This window comes from Mesorhizobium sp. P5_C1 (genome assembly GCF_054049815.1).
Genome location: NZ_JBFULQ010000979.1, coordinates 1 through 1,287 on the forward strand (window position 1 = coordinate 1; position 1,287 = coordinate 1,287).

2 protein-coding genes are annotated in these 1,287 nt (G+C 57.6%); one reads left to right on the top strand and one right to left on the bottom strand.

Going from position 1 to position 1,287, the window contains the following annotated elements; translation table 11 throughout:
* Positions 1-307 (top strand): enolase C-terminal domain-like protein (locus tag ACXJ7R_RS33190; protein WP_457155488.1); only part of this gene is annotated, 307 nt, incomplete at its 5' end.
* Between the two features lie 353 nt (positions 308-660).
* Here ACXJ7R_RS33190 and ACXJ7R_RS33195 read toward each other — a convergent pair.
* Positions 661-1,287 (bottom strand): enolase C-terminal domain-like protein (locus ACXJ7R_RS33195; protein WP_457155489.1); only part of this gene is annotated, 627 nt, incomplete at its 5' end.

Here is a 1,287-nt window from a genome sequence, read left to right on the forward strand (position 1 = left end):
GCTCAAATGGGTGGCCGAGCACGCCTATATGCACTCGATCCTGATGGCGCCGCACGGCACCGCGAATGGCCTCCTCGGCCTCGGCGCGCTGATCAATGTCTGCGCCACCTTGCCCGCCAACTACATCGCCTTCGAATATCCGAGCGCCTCCGACCCTTGGTGGGAGGACATCGTCATTGGCCTGCCTAAGCAGATTGTGAAGGATTCGATGATTGATCTGCTAGAAGCCCCCGGGCTTGGTCTCGACATCGACGCCAAGGCCGCCAAGAAGTATCTGCTGGAAGAGGACGCCGGGTTCTTCGACTGAACCACCCCGATTGAGCGAGACCGCGCCTTGCGTGGCCGCCATGCCTTCCGAAGCCGCTGACATACTCGTCAAAGTCCTTGATCAGGACATCAACTATCGCTGCGGCACGAGGCTTACCATTTGCCTCGTCAGTACCGTCAATAAATGTGCCATCGAGCCGGGGAAAATCGTCCTGACGCCCGGTGTCCTTTTTGGGCCCAATCTGGTCAGCTGTGGACTCATAGGAATCCACGCCGGTTTTTGTAACGTCCGCCGACCTTCTGTCTGAGATATTAATCACATAATCTAAAACATCACAACAGTGTTAGCGCCGTCTATCGACAGGTCAGGCTATTTCGGAACAGGCGTTACTGTTACAGCGCGGTTCGCGCGTCGACAGGCGGCCTGTCGAGTTTATCGTGCGGCAGCACGTCTGGCTGCGCCCATTGCCTGCGGGCCCCTTCGGAGAGGACAAGGCCATGGCCGGGGCGCTCGGGGGCCTGAATCCATCCATCGACGATTGCCATAGGCTCATCGACAAGATGGTTCAGATTCTGGAAGGAATATTCGAGCCACTCGACTTCGGGCAGGGCGCAGGCCATGTGCACCCCTATTTCAAGAAACGTATTGCCGAGGGTCACCGGGATGCCGAGTTCAGCCGCCAGCCAGCCGATGCGCATCACGTCGGTCACCTGTCCATGAACATTCAGCATGTCGGTCGCCCCGGCCTGCATCAACAGGCGCTTGCCGGCGGCATCGAGATATTCGCCTGAATTGATCATGGTTTCGGGGGTTACCGCCTTGAGCATTCGAAGGCCTTCGAAGTCATGGCGCAGAATCGGATCCTCAACCCACAGGAGTTCATAGCCAAGGTTATGAATTTTATGGATTTTTACCGATGCTTCCTTTGCGCCCCAAGCCTCGTTTGCATCGATCATGATCGATGCGCCCGGCCGCACCGTGTTTCTCAACAGCTCCAGCCGGGACAAGTCGCGGTCGAA